Annotated in this window: 8 protein-coding genes, 1 tRNA gene and 9 pseudogenes; 9 read left to right on the top strand and 9 right to left on the bottom strand. The window is 60.4% G+C overall.

Going from position 1 to position 15016, the window contains the following annotated elements; all coding sequences use genetic code 11:
* From BF95_RS22460 to BF95_RS22435, 6 genes and pseudogenes are all read left to right on the top strand, one after another.
* Positions 1 to 219 (top strand): annotated as a pseudogene (locus BF95_RS22460) (IS21 family transposase); the annotation flags it as partial.
* 22 nt (positions 220 to 241) lie between these two features.
* A pseudogene (gene istB, locus BF95_RS22455) lies at positions 242 to 1100 on the top strand (IS21-like element helper ATPase IstB).
* Positions 1101 to 1498: 398 nt separating this feature from the next.
* Entirely contained in the window at positions 1499 to 3004 is a 1506-nt protein-coding gene (istA, locus tag BF95_RS22450) for an IS21 family transposase (RefSeq protein WP_043153177.1), read from the top strand.
* Positions 3004 to 3813: an IS21-like element helper ATPase IstB gene (istB, locus tag BF95_RS22445; RefSeq protein WP_043153175.1), complete on the top strand. Its 810-nt coding sequence runs from the start codon at positions 3004 to 3006 to the stop codon at positions 3811 to 3813. Before istA ends, istB (BF95_RS22445) begins: the two co-directional genes overlap by 1 nt.
* 245 nt (positions 3814 to 4058) lie before the next feature.
* Complete coding sequence (locus BF95_RS22440; RefSeq protein ID WP_200867041.1) at positions 4059 to 4679, top strand: IS110 family transposase; 621 nt, start codon at positions 4059 to 4061, stop codon at positions 4677 to 4679.
* 274 nt (positions 4680 to 4953) lie between these two features.
* Positions 4954 to 5241, top strand: a pseudogene (locus tag BF95_RS22435) (integrase core domain-containing protein); the annotation flags it as partial.
* A gap of 955 nt (positions 5242 to 6196) precedes the next feature.
* On the opposite strand, the pseudogene BF95_RS22430 reads toward BF95_RS22435, so the two are convergent.
* Together BF95_RS22430 and BF95_RS22425 are read right to left on the bottom strand one after the other, a co-directional pair.
* A pseudogene (locus BF95_RS22430) lies at positions 6197 to 7237 on the bottom strand (IS110 family transposase).
* Positions 7238 to 7358: 121 nt separating this feature from the next.
* Positions 7359 to 8328: pseudogene (locus tag BF95_RS22425) on the bottom strand (dihydrodipicolinate synthase family protein).
* Between the two features lie 180 nt (positions 8329 to 8508).
* Between BF95_RS22425 and BF95_RS26780 the strand changes: the two are divergent.
* Positions 8509 to 9099, top strand: a complete 591-nt coding sequence (locus tag BF95_RS26780) for an SDR family NAD(P)-dependent oxidoreductase (protein WP_081764269.1) — start codon at positions 8509 to 8511, stop codon at positions 9097 to 9099.
* Here BF95_RS26780 and BF95_RS29835 read toward each other — a convergent pair.
* A pseudogene (locus BF95_RS29835) lies at positions 9072 to 9221 on the bottom strand (IS630 family transposase); the annotation flags it as partial. The gene BF95_RS26780 and the pseudogene BF95_RS29835 overlap by 28 nt on opposite strands.
* A 297-nt stretch (positions 9222 to 9518) precedes the next feature.
* Between BF95_RS29835 and BF95_RS22410 the strand changes: the two are divergent.
* Positions 9519 to 9698: an SDR family oxidoreductase gene (locus BF95_RS22410; protein ID WP_026149929.1), complete on the top strand. Its 180-nt coding sequence runs from the start codon at positions 9519 to 9521 to the stop codon at positions 9696 to 9698.
* A gap of 20 nt (positions 9699 to 9718) precedes the next feature.
* On the opposite strand, the gene BF95_RS22405 is transcribed toward BF95_RS22410, so the two are convergent.
* The 4 genes and pseudogenes from BF95_RS22405 to BF95_RS29830 all read right to left on the bottom strand — a co-directional run.
* Positions 9719 to 10948, bottom strand: coding sequence for an NAD(P)/FAD-dependent oxidoreductase (locus BF95_RS22405; protein WP_019054263.1), 1230 nt, complete (start codon positions 10946 to 10948; stop codon positions 9719 to 9721).
* 328 nt (positions 10949 to 11276) lie between these two features.
* A complete protein-coding gene (locus BF95_RS31240) occupies positions 11277 to 11567 on the bottom strand; it encodes a Tn3 family transposase (protein WP_409994519.1) in 291 nt (96 codons plus the stop codon).
* A 995-nt stretch (positions 11568 to 12562) separates the two neighbouring features.
* Positions 12563 to 13021 (bottom strand): annotated as a pseudogene (locus tag BF95_RS31235) (DUF4158 domain-containing protein); the annotation flags it as partial.
* A 122-nt stretch (positions 13022 to 13143) separates the two neighbouring features.
* Positions 13144 to 13329, bottom strand: a pseudogene (locus BF95_RS29830) (IS21 family transposase); the annotation flags it as partial.
* 83 nt (positions 13330 to 13412) lie between these two features.
* Between BF95_RS29830 and BF95_RS27970 the strand changes: the two are divergent.
* The gene (locus BF95_RS27970; RefSeq protein WP_161774392.1) at positions 13413 to 13586 is read left to right on the top strand and encodes a hypothetical protein; all 174 of its coding nucleotides are present in this window, start codon (positions 13413 to 13415) and stop codon (positions 13584 to 13586) included.
* Here BF95_RS27970 and BF95_RS26765 read toward each other — a convergent pair.
* Positions 13587 to 14664: pseudogene (locus tag BF95_RS26765) on the bottom strand (IS630 family transposase).
* Between the two features lie 231 nt (positions 14665 to 14895).
* Positions 14896 to 14972 (bottom strand) — tRNA-Pro (locus BF95_RS22390).
* Positions 14973 to 15016: the final 44 nt, after the last annotated feature.

Below are 15016 nucleotides of genomic sequence, written 5' to 3'. Positions count from 1 at the left end.
CCAGATCCTGCGCCTGTTGGAGGCGATACCGATGGAGATCGTCACCTTCGCGGTGAACGAGGCGATCTGTATCGGCGCAATCGGCTTCGATGCGGTCAAGCAGATCGCGCTGGCGCGCATCGAACGGCGGCCCGCCCGCCTGGACCTGGCAGCTATCCCCACCTGCCGAAAATGGACGTGAAGACGACGCGTGCCGCCGACTATGCCGCGCTCGTGCCCAAMCATCTCAGGAGTTGGCGGCATGAACCRGRTCGCAGAGGRCAAGATGCCSACCGGCACCATGGCGGGGACGCCGCAGGTTCTGCTCGCGCATCATCTCAAGCAGCTCAAACATTCCTACAGTGCTACGGGAATATGAGAAGCTGGCCCGTGAATGCGCACGCGACGGGGTTGATCATAGCCGATACCTGCTTCGCCTCATCGAACTTGAGCTGATCGATCGTGAGCGCCGCACTGTGGAGCGCCGGATCCGGGCTGCGCGGTTCCCGGCGGTGAAAAGCTTCGACACGTTCGACTTCACGGCCATTCCAGGCCTCAACAAAATGCTCGTGCTGGAGCTGGCACGCTGCGAATACATCCTGCGGCGGGAAAATATCATCGCGCTGGGCAATAGCGGCACCGGCAAGACACATGTAGCGCTCGCGCTGGGACTGGCGGCTTGCCAGAAAGGCTTCACGGTCGCGTTCACGACCGCCGCTGCCCTGGTCAACCAGCTGATGGAGGCGAGGGACGAAAAGCGACTGCTCAAGATGCAGCGCGATCTTGCGGCGGTGAAGCTGCTGATCGTCGATGAACTGGGCTATGTTCCCCTCTCGCCCACAGGCGCTGAACTGCTGTTCGAGACCTTCTCGCAGCGCTATGAGCGGGGATCAACGATCGTCACATCCAACCTGCCGTTCGAGGACTGGACGCAGGTCCTGGGATCCGAGCGGCTCACCGGCGCGCTGCTCGATCGGCTCACGCACCACGTCAGCATCCTGGCCATGAACGGCGATAGCTACCGCCTTAAGCAGTCCGCCCGCCGCCGTGCTGCCGGGGCGGAGCAAAACCAGGCCACTCCGGTCGTCGACCCGGACACTGGCGAGATCACCGCCACCTGATCAATGACGAAAACGATATGAAGAGGCCCCGATCGGGGCCTCTTCATATCGTCAGGCCCGCATCAACAGTGGCCTGCTTTTACTCCGCCCCGGTGGCCTGGAATCTGACCGCCGTTGACAATACAGCGTAAGCGCCAAAACATCTCTTTCAGCTGCACGGTGTGAATGCAGCGGAACAGCCTGCGTGGCGACAACTACGATGGCCGGTTGAGCGGCAACTATGATGGCCGTAGGATCGGTTGTCTGGGCTGATCGTAGGGGAGGGGCGTAGCCCCGACCGGAGAGCGGACCAGACAACCGATGGCGATCTTTTTTYCCCCTTCTTTCGGGGGGCTGATCGGGGCTGTGGCGGGCGGTGGTATCGGAACACTCATCGAACAACGAGCGATGGGTTTGCGATGCCGGGCCACCACATTTCCGATCAGCAGGTATTTCTCTTCATGACCCATCGTCGCCAACACACCCAGGCCGTCGCGGCTGCCAAGGCCGGTATCAGCGAGCGCAGCGCACGCCGGATCGAGAACGATCCGCAGCTTCCGTCCCAGAAGAAGAAGGAGCGCCACTGGCGCACCCGCGCCGATCCGCTCGAGCCATTCTGGCCACGCGTCGAGGAGTTGCTCCAGATCGACGGTATCATTGCCGTCACGGTCTTCGAGACGCTCCAGGACGAGTTCGGCGAGGATGCTGTTCCCGATGCGATACGACGAACACTTGAACGCCGGATCGCCCGCTGGCGGGCACTGCACGGCGGCGAGAAGGAGATCTTCTTCCCGCAGCATCATGAGCCCGGTCGGCAGGGCCTGTCGGATTTCACGGTATGCGACAGTCTCAAGGTCACCGTTGCCGGCGAGACCCTAGCCTATCGCCTCTACCACTTCCGCTTGGCGGCGAGTGGCTGGGAGCATGCGGCTGTCGTGCTGGGCGGGGAGAGCTTTGCCGCCCTTTCGGAGCACCTGCAGGATGCGTTGTGGAAGCTGGGCGGTGCGCCGGCCGAACACCGCAGCGATTCCCTGTCAGCCGCCTACAAAAACCTCGACGCCGATGCGCAGCGGGATTTCACCCGAAGCTATGACGAGCTGTGTCGTCATTACGGCATGCTTGCTACCCGCAACAACCGCGGCGAGGCGCACGAGAACGGATCGATCGAAGGTCCCCATGCCCATCTCAAGCGACGGCTCGATCAGGCCTTACGCCGGCGGGGCAGCCGCGATTTCGTCAGCATCGAGGCCTGGCGCGAGTTCGTTGAGGCGCAGGTCGCCAGACAGAACCGGCGACATGCTGCGCGCATCGATGCAGAACGCAGGGTACTCAAGGCGCTGCCCGCAAGGCGAACCACCGATTTCGCCATGGTCACCGTCGATGTCACCCGCAACGGCACCGTCGCCATCGATCGGGTTACCTATTCGGTGCCTTCCCGCCTCGTCGGACGGCGCCTCAACGCGCATCTCTTTGACGATCGCATCGAGCTCTTCCTCGGTCCGGACAGGGTAATGTCCACGCCGCGTGTGCGGATCAGTCATCCCCACCGGGGGCATAGCATCGATTTCCGGCACATGATCGGTAACCTGCGCCGCAAGCCCGGTGCACTGCGCAACCTCGTCTACCGCGAAGCCCTCTTCCCCGATCACGCCTACCGGCGGGCCTGGCAAGCCTTCGATGCCCAACTCGATGGACGGCAGGCCTGCCGCGATGCCGTCGCGCTGCTCGATATCGCCGCCAGGGGCGACTGTGTCGACGTGCTGGCCCGGCGGATCGATGAGGCTCTCGACAGCGGGCGCTTGCCCGATGTCGATGCGCTCAGGGACGAGTTCCTGCCAACCGCAAGATCGCAGCGCGATGTCGCTATCCCGCCACCCGATCTGCACAGCTACAACAGCCTGATCGCCAGCGGGGAGGTGCACTGATGACCCGCACCAAGGATCAGGCCGCCGCCGTACTGCCTACCCTGCTGAAGGCCTTGCGCCTGCCGAGCATCAACCGCAACTGGAAGCGCCTCACCGACACCGCCGATCGCGATGGCTGGCCGGCCGCCAACCTGCTGGCCTCGCTTCTCGAGATCGAGATGGCTGATCGCTCCTCCCGGCGCATCCAGCGCCATCGCGACCAGTCCGGCTTGCCCGCAGGCAAGACCTTCGCCACCTTCGATTTCGACGCCGCCCCCGGCATCCGCAAACCGCACCTCTTGTCCCTCGCCGCCGGTGACGACTGGATCGAGAGCGGCGGCAACCTGCTGCTGTTCGGCCAGAGCGGGACCGGCAAGACGCACGCAGTTGCCGCCATTGGTCATGCCCTCATCGACACGGGGCGGCGCGTCCTGTTCTGCTCCACCACCGACATGGTCCAGAAGCTCCAGTCCGCGCGCCGCGACCTCAGCCTACCCGCCATGCTCGACAAGCTCGACAAGTTCGATCTCATCGTGCTCGACGATCTGTCCTACGTCCGCAAGGACCAGGTCGAGACCAGCGCCTTGTTCGAGCTCATCGCCCACCGCTACGAACGCCACTCGCTCGCCATTACCGCCAACCAGCCATTTTCGGCATGGGACAACGTCTTCCCTGATCCCGCTATGACTGTCGCCGCGATCGACCGCCTCGTGCACCACTCGACCATCATCGAGATGAACGGCGAAAGCTACCGCAAACGTTCCGCCGTCGCCCGTATCAACGCCGGCGATTACGACCCGCCGAATGGCGCCCCGGACCGGCCATCATAATTGTCGCTGGCTTCGCGCTCGGGAGCACCCTTGCTGAGGCAACGGGTAATTGTCGCCAGCGGCAATTACATGCCAACCATCCCATGCGCTTCAGACCCTCGCTTCTGGCCAGCGTCAGCGACAATTACCCAGCGTCGTAATTGTCGCTCGACGGTTGCTCCCCGCAACAGCAAATGGTAGCCAGAATTCACCAACCGGCGCGGCCACCTATCGGCCATCATAATTGACGCCGACCGGACTCCGTAATCGTCGCGCTACAGTGCCTCTACGAATTTGGCCATGTCGTTCCGCAGGGACTTCACCAGCTCGGCAAAATCAAAGGCATCCTGGATGAACCAAACAGCGACCTGCCCGAACTGATGCGCAACGAGTGCGATGATCTGATGAAGCAGATTGCGGAGAAGACGGTTCGCATTGATGCCCGGACGGCGAAGATCAAGGCTCTCGCAGCTAAAGCAGATATTGCACGGCGCTTGCAGACGATACCCGGAATTGGTCCATTGACCGCCTTAGCCGTTGAAGCCTTTGCTCCATCGATGGAGTGCTTCCGCTGCGGCCGCGACTTTGCCGCCTGGCTTGGCCTCGTCCCACGCCAATTTTCCTCAGGCGGTAAAGAACGGCTCGGTCGGGTATCAAAGGCGGGGCAGAGCGATATCCGCAGACTTCTGATTATTGGAGCAATGTCCCGCCTGAATTGGCTCGGCCGGAAATCGATCCCGGAAGGCTCGTGGCTAGCACGCATCGCGGCGCGAAAGCCAAGGATGCTTGTCGCGATCGCGCTGGCCAACAGGATGGCGCGGACGATATGGGCTCTGCTGACAAAGAATGAGGATTATCGAGATTCGGCGCAGGTGGCAGCAGCATGATCGACACGCTGCATAATCTATCTGACGTCGGATGAAGGGGGTGTGAGAAGGCGACGACCCGAATGGGCAAAATGATCGAACAGATCTGGATTAGGAAAACCAGTAATCGGCTAAGGGCAATAAAGCTCGGGAAGTAGATTTGGACCTGATCCGCAGATCACCATACTGGCCTGCGGCTTCTGAAAATGCCGCATAGGAAGGCCTGACAGAAGACCGCACTCGATCACACGCGCATCGGATCAAAACTTCTTGCACCACGGGCGGCAACCACAGAAGCCAGTTCACCAGCCACGCCTTCACCAGCGTGCTGCTGCGCGAGGAAATCGCCATCAGCATGGATGGCCGGGGCGCCTGGCGCGACAATGTGATGGTCGAGCGCCTGTGGCGCTCGGTGAAATATGAGGAGGTTTACCTCCGCGCCTACGGCGGGGTCAGCGAAGCCCGCGAGTCGATCGGTCGTTATCTGAGCTTCTACAATGGCAGGAGGCCACATTCGAGCCTCGCCGCCAGGACGCCGGATCAGGCGTATTTTGACAACCTGCCGGTAATGATTGCAGCATGAGCCAAAGGCCAGCGAAGCTAAGTTGGCAACCAATATGGGGCGTCACTCCAGTAGGCTACGCCCTCCCTGCATGACGCCCCATATTGGCACGGCAAGGAACCCGGCAGACGATCCACTTACCCGTTGCCGATCCCTGTTCAGACAAACCCGGCCACCTCTATATCTCCCCGATGCGAGTCGTGAGATCCCGATGCTGCGCCCGAAATGGGCAGCGCCGCGTGCAGCAACCTCGCCAAATCACTCAGCGCAGCGATATCGACGTAAGGTGCAACGCAGATGTGCAAGGTCGAGCAGGTCAAACGGTCGAACATCCACACCGGAATCTCAAGCCAGCGCTCCGACGCCGATCCTGCCGAACTGCAGCGGAGAACTTCCCCGCTCGCCCGTCCTATGACCTCATGAATGTGAACATGGCGCCCCGACCAAGAGTGCCAAGGATAAAGAACTTCGCGGATATCGGTATCGTGGGCGTTCCGTCGCCTTGCTGTACAACACGCGGCGATCTCACTCGGACTGGCAGGGCGAACCCCGGCCGAGGCCTATAGGCGGATCGTCGCTCCAGATCATGGGGGGGGGGGCATGCCCCCCCCATGATCTGGTGACCAAACTGGCGGCATAATCACACCCGGGATTAGCTTAACTTCGCCGCCAAACTATCCAAGAAGGCGGCACCATATGTGGACGGCTCCCTCTTGCAAGGGCTGAGCGGAAAAATTTGATCGGATCGCTTGCGTCCATATGTCCGGCCTTTGGGTGCAACCGCACATGGTCGCTGGCCAAGATGGTTTCCGCAGCGTGAGTTCCTAACACCTCAGCGGCTTCGAACAGCCATTGGTCCCGAAGGAATGCCACACGCCTTGGATCGATCGATCGCACCATCTGCTCTTCTCTTGCAAGATCTGGCATCAGCTCAGTACGATAGCGTCAAATTTGCTCATCGTATCAGGCCGATCTCTCACGCGGCAACCGTTGGTGCGCCTAAATCTGCTCTTCGATACCCCTCACCGCTTACCATCAGTTTCCAGGCAATGCGCGCGATCTTGTTGGCGAGCGCCACTGCGACGAGCTTCGGCTTTTTCCGTTCTAGCAATCCCAGCAGCCAAGGCGAGGCATTCCTGCCGCCGCTGCGACGGACATGCTGGACGACGGCGGTGGCTCCGACCACCAACGTGCTCCGTAAGAGTTCATCGCCAGCTCGCGTGATGCCTCCGAGCCTGACTTTGCCGGCAGTCGAGTGATCTTTAGGGGTCAAGCCGATCCAGGCCGCAAAGTCTCGCCCGGACTTGAACATGCGCGGGTCAGGAGCTTTCATCATCAGCAGGGATGCGCCGATCGGACCGATCCCGGGGATATTTGCGAGCCGCTGGCTGCATTCGTCGTTGCGATGCCATTCCATAAGCTTGGCCTCGACCCGCTCGATCTCGTGCAGAAGCTGCGCGTATTCCTGACCGTGAAGCGCGAACAGTTCGCGCGCAAGTTCGGGAAGTCGTTCGTCAGCCGCGATGCGATCGAGCAGGGGTTCGATCCGGCACATGCCCGTTGCTGCGGTGATCCCGAATTCCGCAGCGAAGCCTCGGATCGCGTTGGCAAGCTGGGTGCGTTTTTTGATGAGCCTGGTGCGCATGCCCACAAGCATGAGCGCCGCCTGCTGGTCGGCACTCTTCGTCGGCACGAACCGCATCGTCGGGCGGCTCATTGCCTCGCACAGGGCTTAAGCATCCGCTGCATCGTTCTTGCCGCGCTTGACGTATGGTTTCACCAGTTGCGGCGCGATCAACTTTACCTCGTGGCCAAAAGAACCAAGAAGACGCGCCCAGTAATGCGCGCTGCCACAAGCCTCAATGGCGACAACGGTCGGCGGCAACTCCTCGAAGAACTCGACCATTTTCCGTCGCGTCAGCCTCTTGCGCAGGATCGGCCTGTCTGCCGCATCAACGCCATGCAGCTGAAAAACGTTCTTTGACGTGTCCATGCCTATGCGGGTAATCTGTTCCATGGCCGGCTCCCTCGAATGAGTCCTCTAACAAACTCACTCTGGCACATCGCGATGCCGTTGGGAGCCGTCCAACCCAACACCTCAGTCCGTCACTCGCTTTCTCCCAATTTTCGCGCTTATCTCATTTTTCGGCTGCGAGCGCCTTGCCAAGTTCGGCCCACATTCTGCCCGAAAGGCGCGCGCCTCGAGGTAGGGTTCGGGGCAAAGATGGTAGGGCGGGCGGACCGGACCGGCGTTCATCCAGCCGCCTGCGTTCATGCGCGCCTTTTCGAGCGCGATGTTGTAGGTCGAGAATTCCTTGAAGCTGCCGTTAGGGAACAGCGGCGCTGCCGTTGGGCCGAGTCGGCCCATAAATGCCCGCGCCGCGCTCCAATCACCGGTAGCGCGCGCTTGCGACACAAGGTCGCGCAATGTCGTGGTCACCAGCGGGTCACACACGGCACCGCTCGACCAAAAGGCGTCGATCGATTCGTCCATACGAGCTGCGCCGTAGTAGTCGAAGTCGATCGGCAGCAGCTTGATCCGTCCCCGAATGGCTGCAAGGTCCGGCAGCAAGTGAGCGACGCCAATGTATTTCGCCGTGACGACTTGGGGAATCTCCGCCACCTGAGCCCAGAACGAGCGTGGAAAATCGAACTTGAAGGCTTCGGGATTGGCATAGATGGCAATGTTCATCTCAGGCACGGCTTCAGCTAAATCCTTGTAGAACTGCACCGCAACATCAACGCTTGGCGCGCACCACATCGGAACTCCCAGCATCGTGCCATCGGCACCAATATCAAGCGCTTGACGTGTCAACGCGATAGTGTCGCGCGTGTTGAGGCAGGTGGTGCCAACGAAAATCGGCACTCGGCCGGCTGCTGCATCGACCAGCGCCTTTATGAAATCGAGCTTTTCGTCGTGGGTCATGGTCGCCGCTTCGCCAAGCGTCCCCATACTGAGAATTCCGTTGATCCCTGCATCGATCAGGCCATTAACCACACGCGCTGTCTCATCGAGGTCAACTGTCTTTGTCGCGCGCCAATCCGAGCATCATCCTTCGCCGGAGTGGGAATAATCGCCCAGGCACCTTTGACGTCGTCTGGTTTCATGAGTGTACGGGCCATTTCGTTTCTCTCCTCAAATCCGGTCCGGTGATCGCCGCTGCAGCGCCTAATCATTTGACATTGCGCAACGCATTTCCGTTCTCGATATAGATCGTGAATATAGGAAAGGCAACCTCCCAGCCTTGCGTTTCGTTGCAGGAATGTGAATAAAGGAGGAGCAACATCATGACTTCTGCCAAGCCGTTCGACAACCAGATCGCGGTTGTGACCGCTGGCGCTCAAGGCATCGGGCTAGCCCCAGCCAGGCGTATGGCTGAGGAAGGCGCCATCGTGATCATTGCCGACCGAGCGGCTGACGCTACGCAGGCTACGGTCGATCGCCTGCGGGACAATGGCTGCGATGTTCATGCCGCCATCTTCGACCTCGAGAAATGCGAGGGAGCGACCGAACTGTACCGGACGGTTGCAGATCAATTCGGCCAAATCGACGTGGCGGTCCACAATGTCTGTGGTACGATCTGGGCTAAGCCCTATTGGGATTCTACCCCCGACGAGATTTGTGCCGAAATCAACCGCTCGGTGTGGCCGACACTTTGGTGCCGCCATGCGGTGTTGCCGTACATGCTCGCGGCCGGGCGCGGTTCAGTCGTAAATATCGGTTCAGTGGCCACGCGCGGCGTGAACAAGACTCCCTATCCCGCCGCCAAGGACGGAGTCGCTGCTTTGACCGCCGCTTTGTCGCTGAACTGGAAACCAGCGGTGTCCGAATTAGCGGTTTGTGATCTGACGGTAGCGTATCCGGGATGTCGCAAGTAGTTTTTGCATTGGTGTGGCGGGAAGTCGTCGAGGAGGGAGCCGACCCGGTTCCATAACCCTTCCCGTGTGCGCTCACCGGCCTTTCGCAGCAGATGCTTGAGCTTGGCGAAGACCATCTCGATCGTGTGCTCATGATAACTCTCCAGTGCAGATTCCTGTTGAGCTGTTTTGGAAGTCGACGAGCCAGATGCGCTGGGATGGTCGAGGAACAGCGTATGTTCGGCACCGATCTGATCGGGAGCCTGGCCCATGTACCACGCGCAGCGCTGCCGCGATGGGGCCTTCCAGGCTGACCGCTGCCTCTGCGGTTCTAGTGCCTGTGCATCGTCGCGCCGCTTGGCTGCCCATCGTGCAACGGTGTTCCGGCTCTGAGGCACTAAATGAACCTGTGACGGGTCACCCCACGCGATCCCGAACCCATGAGCGATGCGTTCAAGGCGGGTTTTGCAGGAGTGATGGAGCAGACCTTGCGCGACACCCCTATGCTCCGCTTCGGCGAACCCGATGAACTGGCCGCTGCAATTTGTTTTTTCGCCTCTCAGGAGGCCTCCTACCTCACCGGGCAGACACTCTTCGTCGCGGGCGGCGGGATCGGATAAGGCCCCCCGCCGCCGACGCGCTATCGAGCAGACTGCATAAGCAATTCGCGCAGAGACACGTCTGCATCCGCAAGCCGGTCGGCGCTCGCCTTCGTCCTCCGTTCGACCAACCGCTTGCCAATGCCCATATCGGGCGCGCGGTTGACAGTCAGCAGGCCATCAATTGTATTGCCGGACAAAAACAAAGCGACGAAAGCGTTGCTTTCGATATCGCCGCGAAGGACGACCTCGGCCTGTGCCGGAATTTGCCCGCAGAACTGGATGTTCAAATCGAACTGGTCGCTCCAGTACCACATGGGCTTGCAGTAATCGACTTCGTGACCAAGCATCGCCGAGGCCGCCGCTTGGGCCTGGTCGGAAGCGTTCTGATAGGTTTCCTGCCGGAAGCGACCGCCAAAAAAACCGTCCTGCTCGGCGACGTCACCGGCGGCAAATATCGCCTTATTGCTGGTCTGGCATCGACGGTCGACGACGATCCCATTGTTTACAGTCAACCCGGCATCGACCGCGAGCGAGGTGGCAGGAATGATCCCCACCCCAACGACGACGGCATCACAAGGGATGACGGTGCCGTCGTCGATCTCGACTGCGGATACGCGGCCGTCCGCGAACTTGAAACCCGTTACGCCCCGGTTGAAATGGGTCTTGACCCCGCGCTTGCGGTGCTCCTCGCCCAGCCACTGACCGAAACGTTTGCCCAGTGCCCGTTCCATCGGACCCGCCAACGGTTCTACCGCAGTTACTTCGCAGCCAAGCTTGATCGCGCTAGCAGCCACTTCGGCTCCGATCACGCCCATGCCAACGATCACCACCCGTGCGCCTTGACGAAGGTCGAGGGCCATCCTGGCGGCATCGTCCCGGGTGCGCAGATAATGTACGTTGACGCAATCGGCTCCGGCCAGATTGAGCTTGCGGGCGTGCCCTCCAGTCGCCAGCAGAACCTTGTCGGCAGCGACCAATTGGCCACCCGAGAGGCGCACGCCGCCCGCATTCAAATCAATCGCTTCGGCACGGGTGCTGAGCAGCATGTCGATCCGGTTGTCGGAGTACCAGTTTTCATCCTGCAGGAAAAAGTTGTCCGACATTTCGGCTGGATTCCACAGGAACTCCTTGGACAGCGGCGGGCGCTCATAGGGCCTCCAGGGCTCTTCACCGATCAGAGTGATCCGACCGTCGAACCCTACTTGCCGCAGCGCTTCCGCCGCTCGCCCACCCGCTAGATTGGCGCCTACAATCGCTACCGAACGCACCCGATATCTCCCAGTTTCACGGCTTCACTCTCCCCCTGCCCTTTATGCACAGAAGGAAGTCTCTTTGCATATTATGCAAGTCATTGCAACAAAATCAAAAGCAAGGCTAGCTGTGACGACGCATCTTCGCAACCCTGAAAGCGAATTGCAGATGCGTCAGCCCCAATTCTCTGACCGCTTGTGCAACGTTACCGCCGACAGCTTCAACTGAACCACGAACGATCGCATCTTCTATCGTCGAGAGTGTTTCGCCGTTCTGGCGAAGCAAGCCGACTTGCTGGTCAATCCGAAACGACTCTTCTGACTCGGCTCCGCGCCGACCACACAGCTATCCTGCGGCAGAACCATACACCTGGGGAGAAGCTGTTCGTCGATTATGCCGGGGAAAGATCGGGATCGTGGTCGACCGGCTGACTGGCGAGATCCGTGATGCCCATATCTTCGTGGCAGTGCTCGGTGCATCCAGGACCCGCTGCAGCATCCGCGTGTTCACATAGACCAGGCAATTCTGCAGCAAATGGAGCGCCAGCACTGACAACTCCTGATCCTCCCGGCGGTTGGTGGCGATCTCACCGCCCTTGCCGAAGAAGATAACAGTCTGCGCGGCGTGTTTCGAAATCCCGTGGCAAATCGTCGTCAGGATTACGGTAGCGGTCCGCGCCCACCACCAAGATTTCCTTGCAGCGCAGACGCTCGCGTAACGCGGTCAGTACGCAGATCTCATAGTTGATGCGGTTGATCCGCGGACGCCCGTCGTCGTCCTTTTCCACGACCAGGTCGCGCCATTTGGGGGGGCACGACACCGTCCAGCGGCACGCCGTCCTCAGGCCGGAGGACGCGCCGGCTGCCACTCGTCCGGCGCAGCCAGTCGACCGCATCGAGCACCAGGCGATGCACCAGGTTATTCGAACGGAATTCCAACACACCCAATACCGCCGGAAGCATGCGCCGATAATGACGCAGATACGAGACGCGCAGCACCCGGTGAACGCGCCGCTCGAAACCGTCCGACGCCTTATGCTCTCGCACGATCGCCGCCAGCACATCGGCGCCGCCCGCTGCCGGAAACACGACATCGCACACCATGCCTTCGGGCTGAAGACAGGCCGCCTCGGCAATCCGGACCAGCAGTCCCTCTTTGCCGTGAACCCGCTCGACTTCGGTCACGAACGCCTTGAGCACCCGGTTGCGAGCCCGGCTGCCGATCGTGTGGACAATTTCGATCAGCAGGTCGATCAGCCCGTCTGTGAGTTCGCGTTCCCGGTGCGCCAGGAAAAGCCCGAACAGCGCGTAGCGTCGGCCATCAGGGTGCCGGCGCATCGTCCAGGCGGTCTCGTTGATCGCTCTGCGGCGAAGAATCCGCGCAATGGGATCTCGCAAATCCGGCAAAGCCTCCAAGGGCAACACATGCTGCTTCACAAAGGCAAGCCTGCGTGCCGCTATCAGTATGTTGTCAATATTGGGCTGCCCGGGATCCGCTTTCAGTCCCGAAAAACCTGTGACGCCTTCCTCATCGGCGAGCGAAGCATCAAGCCGTTCCCCGTGCTCGGACGATACAAACGAGGCAATCTTCTCCAGCACCTGATCCTCGAACCCGCGACGGGCCGTGGTGATCAGCGCCGTCAACGCTTCTTCCTCAGGCGCCGCAATCCGGTGCGCGACGAACCAGCCAAGAAGACGGTCCATCATCCCGGAAGCGGGCAAGCCCAACTGGCAAAGCTCGGAGCCAGTCCACGCAGCAGCTGCCTGCATGTCTTGTCGGCGCGCCCGGCGAAATCCCAAATGGTCGAGAATATCGGCACGATGCCGTCGCCCCGATCGGCCGAGCCAGTCATAGCCCTCAAGCTCTGCAGGCGATGCTCCGATCTGCTCGGCAAGATACGTAACCACGGTATCCGGAAACTCGCCGGCATCGCGACCAAAGCGTCCCGTCATACGGTACAGGAGCAGCTGCGCGGCAAAGCCGAGCTGGGTCGCCGCAGACTTTGCGTTCAAAAGCGCGAAGTCTTCGAAGACCAAACTCCAGCGTCCGGCCAGATCCTCGTCCGTCTCCGATATACTCACCACCGACATTGTCGTCTCCGGCCCGCCTGCTCACAACATTCGAATATCCGAACGCAACAGTCAACCGCGCGGATCGTTTCCGATCCGTTCCCCAAGTTGGCCGTTTTTCGACCTATGAGGTCACTGGGCCTAACCGGCAACTTCATGGCCCAGCTGCTATACATTTCGCAAAATCGGCTATATCGATAGCCGCTGGGATGCTCCGCAACGTACTCGTCCCACAGCACCTGCAATGTTACCTGCGTACGCTTCAATTCGCGGTGGAACTGCGCCCAGTCAGGCTCCGGACAACGGCGATGTCCCCTCTTCTTGCCTGCATCGGATCGTGTCCCACCTGATGGTGTAGGTTCGCTGGCGTAGCCTTGGCGATCTCCGGCTAAGCCGGGTTGATCATGCTGCCATGGCAGGCAACGTGATGATGGCATTATCGCTTAATCCCGAGACGCTCTCAAGTGTCATGCAGCGGGAGCGCTGGACCGCCCATTTGATGGCATGGACCACCCCCATGCAAACGATCATATTATGTGGTGCCATTAAAGTGGAGGAAGCGCGATGTCATACCAACCTGCATTGATCACGACCCACGTGCCCATTTGCGGCGTCCAATTGTCATGATGCGCCAGGGCTGATCGATCAGCCTGTTCCAGGCTTCGCAGCAAAGGTCTACGATGTTGTCGTGGGACGTGAAGATGCGGTTGGATAGCCAGTTATCGCGCATGAACTGCCAGATATTTTCGACCGGGTTGAGTTCAGGACATTTTGGCGGCAGCGGAACGATGCTGATATTATCGGGTACTTCCAGCTTCCCGGTCATGTGCCATCCGGCCTGATCCATCAGCAGCACGCCGTGGGCACCTGGTTCGATAGCGAGCGATATCTCCGCCAGGTGCAGCGACATGGTCTGGGTATTACAGAAGGGCAGGACCAAGCCAGCGCCCTTACCAAGCTCAGGGCAGATAGCGCCGAAGATGTAGGCTGATTTGGTCCTCTGATCCTTGGGCGCTGAAGGCCGGGTGCCGCGCCTGGCCCAGCGGCGGGTGATCTTGTTTTTCTGGCCGATACGGGCCTCGTCCTGGAACCATACCTCTATGGGGCGTGTCGCGCGGGGAGAGCGGCTTTGATCTTTGCCAGCTCGGCTGCAAAGCCCCCTTTTTGAAAGTCCTCCATCGCATATTCGTTCTGGGGCATGGTGACGTGGGGCGTGCCGTCAAATTTTCACATAGCCCAGCTTTTTTCAAACTCTCGCCCTACGGTCGTTTCCGTCAGAGACACCCCAAATTCGTCATGAAGCCACCGCGCCAGGTCGATCAGCCGCCAACGCACAACTCCATGGATCGCTGGTATCGGTCCACTTTCAACGACCTCCGCGAGCGCTTGGCGCTGGGTATCATTCAGCAAGGGCGGCTTGCCTGGGGGCCTTGCCGTCAAGGAGACCCGCTGGACCTCGGGCGTTGAACCGCACCACCCAATCCCGCACGATCTGCAGGGTCACTCCGCCGATGCGCGCGGCATCGCTGCGGTTCGCGCCATCATAGATTTTCCGCCAAAAGCTAGCAGTCGGGCGTCCCTGGTTCGCGCTCTTTTGTCGTCCGCGCCAGTCGCCTCAAGCCCGCTGCATCAAAGTCGTCTCGCAATCCAATCGCTGCACCCATGACAATGCCCTCCAACCCGAAGACATAGATTCATAGTTTCGCCGCTTTGGGAATCCCCCACGTGAGTCAGCATCACGGACGGATGGTATTACTTCGCGCGCACATGGGCGAAGCAAGCAGCTTTCGCCGCACATTCAATTCGCTATCGATGCTGAATATCGCCTCGCGCGTTTGCGCTTGGGAGATTTTCGGGCGTCCGTCCCCCGGACGGCCGCAATTTTCCGAAAATCTTGGTCGGGACGAGAGGATTCGAACCTCCGACCCCCACACCCCCAGTGTGATGCGCTACCAGGCTGCGCTACGTCCCGACCGGAGGAGCGCCTTTAGAAGGCGTTGCGGCAAGTTTGCAAGG

Origin of the sequence: Sphingobium sp. Ant17 (assembly GCF_000588875.1) — a bacterium.
Classification (GTDB): Bacteria; Pseudomonadota; Alphaproteobacteria; order Sphingomonadales; family Sphingomonadaceae; genus Sphingobium.
Note: the sequence above shows the minus strand (reverse complement) of the source record. Positions and strands in the feature narration are given on the sequence as shown.